The sequence below is a fragment of the Methanococcoides sp. genome (assembly GCF_030594565.1).
Lineage (GTDB): Archaea > Halobacteriota > Methanosarcinia > Methanosarcinales > Methanosarcinaceae > Methanococcoides > Methanococcoides seepicolus.
The window spans coordinates 21,694-28,600 of record NZ_JAUVEY010000008.1; the positions used below are offsets into that span (position 1 = coordinate 21,694).

Sequence of the window (6,907 nt, forward strand, 5' to 3'; positions counted from 1 at the left end):
ATAGGTCACACTTCTACATTGCACAGACATCATGGATACATCAATTCCCAGAAGAGTTGACTGGTCTTATCGGAATGATATATGGTCTCTCTCCATCGCTCTTCACTAGGACTTCCACACCATAAGCACGTTTTATATTCTCGACCGTAAGCACTGACGCAGGATCCCCTGCGGCAAAGATCCTGCCTCCGTTCATCATGAGTATCCGATCGGTATATCTCGAAGCAAGGTTCAGGTCATGGATTGCCATGACCGCAGAGATCCCGTTTTTTCTAACAACATCCTTCAGGATCTCCATTACCTCAAGTTGATGTCTTATGTCGAGGTTGCTGGTAGGCTCATCCAGAAGAAGGATATCTGCTTCCTGCGCAAGTGCCCGTGCGATGAGCACTTTTTGCTGCTGACCCCCACTGATCTCGTTAAAATCCCTCATAGCAAACTCTAGAATACCGAGCAGTTCCAGTATCTCCAGAACCTTATCCATATCCCCTTCGCTGCTCTTCCAGCCAAGATGCGGACGTCTGCCCATGAGGACGGTATCGATAACAGAAGCGGGAAAGACGCGTGTGGTGCTCTGGGGTACATACCCCATCTTCTTTGCAATCTCCATCCGGTTCATCCTAGTTATGTCATGTTCATCCAGCAGTATGGTTCCCTGTCTTGGCTTCAGTATCCGGTCGATACACCGGATCAGCGTGGATTTACCGGTACCATTCGGACCGACGATGCCGAGTATCTCTGAGCGATCCAGTTCCATTGATATGTTTTCAAGAACAGGTGTGCTATTATAAGCAAATTCAATATTGTTCACTTTCAGTTTCACCAGTATTCCTTCCTTCGTCTCATTATCATGTAAAGGAAAAGCGGAGCCCCCATAAAAGCAGTCACTGCACCAACAGGAAGAATGACTGGGGCTATGATCCTTCTTGCTACAAGGTCTGCGCTGATTAACAATACCGCACCGAGAAGACCGGATACAGGAAGCACATACCTGTTATCACCTCCAATCGCCAGGCGTGTGAGGTGTGGAGCAACCAGTCCTATAAATCCGATCGTACCTGTGAAACACACGATGCATGCGACCAGCAGTGTTGCGACCACCATGATAACTATCCGGGTGCGCTTGACATTAACACCAAGACTTGTTGCGGTCTCATCTCCGGCACCCATCACATTAAGGTCCCATGACTTCATCATGAGCAGCGGGATACAGCATGCAAGCGCACCGGTTATAAGTGTCAGTTTGGGCCACGATGACCGGTCAAGGTCACCAACCATCCAGAACACGGCTTCTTTCACAGCCTCTGCTTCGCCAAAGTACTGAAGTATCGTTGTCATCGCACCAAACAGGTACATCATTGCAATACCAGCCAAAATCATGGTTTCCGGTGTTGCACCTTTGCGGCTTGATAATCCCAGAATGATAAAGGAACACAGCAGCGCGAATACAAATGCATTTCCTATAATCAGATATTTCCCACCAACGATGCCTGCACCTGCGAGAATTGCAAGCGATGCACCGAATCCGGCACCTGAAGAGATCCCCAACGTATAGGGACTAGCAAGCGGATTCCTGAGTATTGCCTGCATTACTGCACCAGACATACCAAGACCGATGCCTGCTATGACACCCATGAGTATGCGAGGAAGTCTCAGGTCCCACACACATACATCTGCAAGCCAGCCCGACTCAAAGTAATTTGGGAAAAACTTATGCAGTATTGCAGAATAAGCATCCCAGATCGAGAGATCTGCAGATCCAAGTGATGTGGATATGCCTGATATGATAATGATCAAGATTGAAAATAAGAAAATAAAGAAGATCTTTCTTCCAACGAACTTATTGTATCGTTTTTTAATTTCTTCTTTCGTTACCGTCGAGTGTTTCGTTTTCACCATGTCATACTCCATTTTATGTCGGATTCATCCCATCAGGTCTTCATGACTTTTGCCATCTTTTCCTTCCAGCCTTCGACATCATCCCTGGTCATCACATCGATCGATCCACCCTGGAACTCGCCCTTCACATCTCCCATCCGCTCCTCGATCCATCCTTCCATTTCAAGGTATGCGTTCTTCAATCCGTCAATCACGTCCTGATCAGCATCCCACAGACCGCGCTCATAAGCTTCAAGCAACCTCCTTCCGATCTCTTCAAGTGCCCAGGGATTGTTCTCCTCAAAGAACTTTCGCATCTCATCATCCAGAACGAATGTCTTTGTGATATCATCGAAGATCCAGTCATCGACCTCCCGTGTAGTTGCTTCCCAGCCGTAGACCCGTCCGACCCGCTTAGATATGTCACCAGCTCCTTTGTATCCGTGTCTCTTCATCCCTTCGATCCACTTCGGATTCAGAAGATTTGTCCTGACAACGCGTCGGACCTCATCTGCAAGCGTCCTGACCTCAACCTTGTCCCTATCCCTGGTATCACCATAGTATGCTGAAACTTCGTGTCCGGATATCTCCCTTGCAGCGGTCGTGAGTCCGCCGTGTGTTCCAAAATAGCAGCAGCATCCGAAGAGATCGTACTCGTCTGTAACGGTCTTGTTGAATGTCAGGTCAACACTTTTAAGCTGTTCTATGAACTTATCATGCGATTCTTCCCCGAATACGCCTTTTCCATACGAATATCCGTTCCAGTACACATATACATCAGATAGATCCTTATCTTCTTTCCATGCGGATGCGTACACAGCAAGGTTTACGCCGTTGCCATACGTCCCTGGTTTGCTCGCAAAGATGCGGGCACAAATCTCGTCTCCGTCTCCGTCGCCGCCTCCGGTGCCACCTTCCACTGATGCCTCAGAGATGTGTTTTTTGAGATAGTTCATCTCTTCGGACTCATCAAGCTGTGAGATCTCCTGTATCGCATCATCAATAAGTTCGATGCAGTTGTAGAAGCAGTCTCTCGTAATCCCGCTCACCCGGATCGTCACATCAATTCTCGGACGGTTGAGTTCCTCCAGCGGAACGATCCTGTACTCTTTCACTTGCCCGCCTTTCCAGATCGGCTCAACACCAATAAGGTGCATGATCTGGGCAAGCTGCTCACCATCCGCCCACATGATATCGCTCGCCATCCAGTACATTGCGATATTCTCAGGAAGTTTGTCGTGCTCATCCACATACTTCTCGATCACACCATCCGCAAGTCTCTGCCCGATCCGCCATGCCGCCTTCGTCGGCACCTTGTAAGGGTCGAGCGAGTAGAAGTTCCTGCCTGTGGGCATCACTTCTGGCTTGCCACGTGTTATGAGACCGGACGGGCCTGGCTCGATGTATCCGGCATCATAGCCATGAAACAGGGCACCGATCTCATCCGAAGTATCGATCCTCCACAGGATATCGGCTACCTTCTCCCTTACTGTGAATATCCTGGCTTCATTCAGCCTCTTTAACCTGTCCCCGAGAACCTCCTTACAGACAGTGACCGGCTCGTTATCATCCAGGAATCCATTCAGGATCTCCTTTCCAAGTGCGTCGATCTCAACAAGTACATCACTTGTAGCTTCAGCCGGCTCGATATCCATTCCCAGAAGATCGAAAACGAGTTTCCTCATTTCCGAATCATACCTGAGTATTGAGTTGATGAACTCGGTCTTCTTCTCGCCTTCGGGACTTTCCCCGAATATGTGCATCCCGTCCGGAATCTGGGTATTGTACAGCTTTGTTATTGCTTCGTGTGCAGTGTCCACGATCTTTTCAAACGGAACACCTGCTTCCTGCAGTTCGTCGAGCTTGATCTCCTCTGAAAGATTCGTATTCGTCAGGAGATCGGTGATGATATGCTCAAGCGCGTGTGCCCTTGCCTTATCAGATACCTTCGTCTTGTTGTACTCTGATATCTGGTCTTCCAGTTCCTTCAGATCACCATAAAGACCGCTCTCTGTCATGACGGTCTGCATGTGATCGACCAGTGTGGCATAGCTCCGCCTCTTCGCGATCGTCCCTTCCGGGGGATTGTCTGAGTTGTAAATATAGAGATGAGGCATGTCTCCGATCGCAATATCAGGATAACAACTTTCAGAGAGTGCAACCGACTTTCCGGGCAGGAACTCAAGGTTTCCATGTGTTCCGACATGGATGATCACGTCAGCACCGAACTTGTTCTCGATCCACCGGTAGGTAGCCATGTACTGGTGCGGCGGCGAAATATCGGGATCATGCAGGATCTTACAGACCTCTCCGTCACATCTTGTGCCTGCACATCCCCGCTTTGGCTGGATGCATATCACTGCATTGCCATATTGGACTCCGGTAATAACGATCTTATTATCATAGACCATCGCTGCCGGAACACCGTCTTTCTCTTCACCCGGCGGATTTCCCCATGTATCACACATCTTTTTCTTCACATCCGGATGGAGCGTATCGAACCATTCTTCGTACTCCTCCTTAGTCACCATCGCAAGCGCCCCGCCTTTGTCAACAATCTCATCGATCGTTGTCCACCTGAACTCTGATATCGCTTTATGGTCCATGATGTTGTCAATGAGTTCTTTACCACTTTGCGGTGCATCAACCGAATATCCGGCTGATTTCATCGCATTCAATATCCTTGCAACGCTCTCAAGGGTGTCAAGATGTGCTCCCGCGCCTACTGTTGCCTCGACTGATGCACATGGATTGCTATGCAGGATGAATGCAACTTTGCGCTCGGATTTTGACTTATCTTTCAATGATATCCATTTTTTTAATCTTCTCACAACCTTTGATATCCGGTCATCGATCGGGGCATGGCGCTCAAACTCGGTTCCATGCTCATCTTCTGTTCTTGAGGCACCGACGATCAAAGGTTCGATCACGCCCTCGAACTCAGACATCGCAACACTCCATGCAACTTCACTCGAACTCATTCCATGAATGTCCTTTGTCCACTCTTCTTCAGTCCTGTGATAGGCCATCAACGGATGAAATACCGGAATATCCAGTTTTTTGAGAGCACTTACAGATTCTTCAGCGGTTCCTGCATGGAATATCGATTGGAGGTTTATGATGGCATCTATCTTCACAGGATCCATAAAGAACTCTTCTATTACCTCTCCGCTCGGTTTGGCGCCTGTTTCAGCATCTCCCAGCCCGTGACAGAAAGCCGGGATCACATCGAACTCCTTTTCGAGTTCGCGGATCATCGCATCAACGATCTCAATGTCACCATTTGACCAGTAGGTTCGATGGAACAATATCCCGATCGCATGTTTTTTCTGTGGCTTGTACCATTCCAGGTACTCGCCTATGCTCTCAAAAGCCCGCCCTACATTTTTTGCATCAGGATGGTAGATTCCCTGCCACATCGTCTCGGCTGGCGGTTGCGGATCGTACTCAGCACCCAGAACCTCTTTTCCGATGTATTTGAGCATGTTCGTTGTGTTTTCCAGTCCTCCGTAGACGTGGTAAGCGTTGACCGTCGCAACAATCTTCAAGGGAACATTTGAAATCTCCCAGAAGGTTGAATCATAACCGAATGAGATGATTGGAATATCACTGTTCAACTCCTCTATTATTTCGTCCCAGACCCCGTTGTTTGAGGGACGCAATAGAATGACATCTGTATGTTTGAAAGAACTTATACATTCCTCTCGTTTCGAATCATCCTCAATGTCCTGTATAGACCATGCGTGCAGTTCAATATCAAGTTCATTACATGCTTGTGCAAACAGCGGGATATCACTGCTCCATGTTACTGATGTTATCTTCATGTCAGACCCATACCTGCCGAATACATCTCTAACAGTGATCCCTGCTCATTTGCAACGATATCGTAAATCTGGCCGGATGACAGCTGGTCAACCGAATAATACCGTCCACCGGCATGTTCTGCAATTTCCCTGCAGTAACCAAGCTGCATTTTTACAAATGAGCTACCCATAGATTCAGCATCAAGAACAATTACATGAATGCCGGCAGATCTTGCCTCTTCTGCGATCGCAAGGAGTTCTTCTTTTACTGTTCCAAGTTTTCCACCACTACCACTGTTCACTGGAACATTCGCCCTGCCGTCCGAGATCAGGACCATTATCGCAATCGTCTCATCGTTTTTTCGTTTTTCACCAAGAAGAAGGTTCAACCCGCTGTTGAGACCTGCACCAAGCGGTGTTTTTCCGCCTGTTGGTAATTCCCTGAGGCTGTCGTATGCAAGATCAACACTTGAGCAGAGCGGAAGCAGCACGTCTGCAGTATCGCCTTTAAATGCGACCATCCCGATCCTGTCCCGCTGCTGGTAGGAGTCCGTGAGAAGCGACATGACCGCTCCTTTGGCACTTTCCATCCGATTTGCGGCACCCATTGAGCCGGAGGCATCCACTACCAAGAGGGTAGCTGTTGAGATCTTTCCGATCCTGATCTTTTCCCTGATATCCTGATTACCGATGATTACCGCGTTCTTGCCAGACATGCCTGCACCGCGGTCTCTCTGGAATGGTGCAGCCGCACGGATCGTGGCGTCTATTGCGATATCAGTGGGTTTTCCGGAAGGTATCGTGTGACGGGCATATCTCCCCCGGTTGAACTGTGCAAGCGTCGGATTTCTCCTTCCGGATGTCCTCTTGCGTGGCATCCGATCACGTTTTTCCTTTGGTCGCACTCTGCTTACATCAATGGGGTCCCCGATCGCAAAGACCGATTCGGGCTGCTGTGGCTGATTGCCATCATCCTCGTTTTCAGGCGGGTTTTGCGGTTCCTGCGATTCTTGTTCATTTTCCTTATCTTCCTGCTCGCGATGTTCATGCTTGTGCTCTTCCTCATGCTCGTGTTGCTGCTCTTCCTCTTCCTGCTCCTGCTGCTTTTCTTCCTGTTCTTTTTTCTCATCATCCATCATCTGATCGAGCTTATCGGTATCGAGCTGCGGCGGCTCAAACGGCTTTCTTCGCATCCTGTGCGGCAGTGCAAGTTCCATCGCTTCTTT

4 protein-coding genes are annotated in these 6,907 nt (G+C 48.8%); all 4 read right to left on the minus strand.

All coding sequences use genetic code 11. The features are described 5' to 3' along the window. Positions 1-40: 40 nt before the first annotated feature. Positions 41-823 (minus strand): ABC transporter ATP-binding protein, encoded by a 783-nt coding sequence (locus QAS77_RS01495; protein ID WP_305063912.1) that lies wholly within the window; start codon positions 821-823, stop codon positions 41-43. Next, on the minus strand, positions 820-1,797 hold the full coding sequence (locus tag QAS77_RS01500) for a FecCD family ABC transporter permease (protein WP_305063913.1): 978 nt from the start codon (positions 1,795-1,797) through the stop codon (positions 820-822). The genes QAS77_RS01495 and QAS77_RS01500 overlap by 4 nt, the downstream gene beginning before the upstream one ends. Positions 1,798-1,931: 134 nt before the next feature. Continuing rightward, positions 1,932-5,702 (minus strand): cobaltochelatase subunit CobN, encoded by a 3,771-nt coding sequence (cobN, locus tag QAS77_RS01505; RefSeq protein WP_305063914.1) that lies wholly within the window; start codon positions 5,700-5,702, stop codon positions 1,932-1,934. Next, a partial coding sequence (locus QAS77_RS01510) for a VWA domain-containing protein (protein WP_305063915.1) occupies positions 5,699-6,907 on the minus strand: 1,209 nt, incomplete at its 5' end. The genes cobN and QAS77_RS01510, both read right to left, overlap by 4 nt.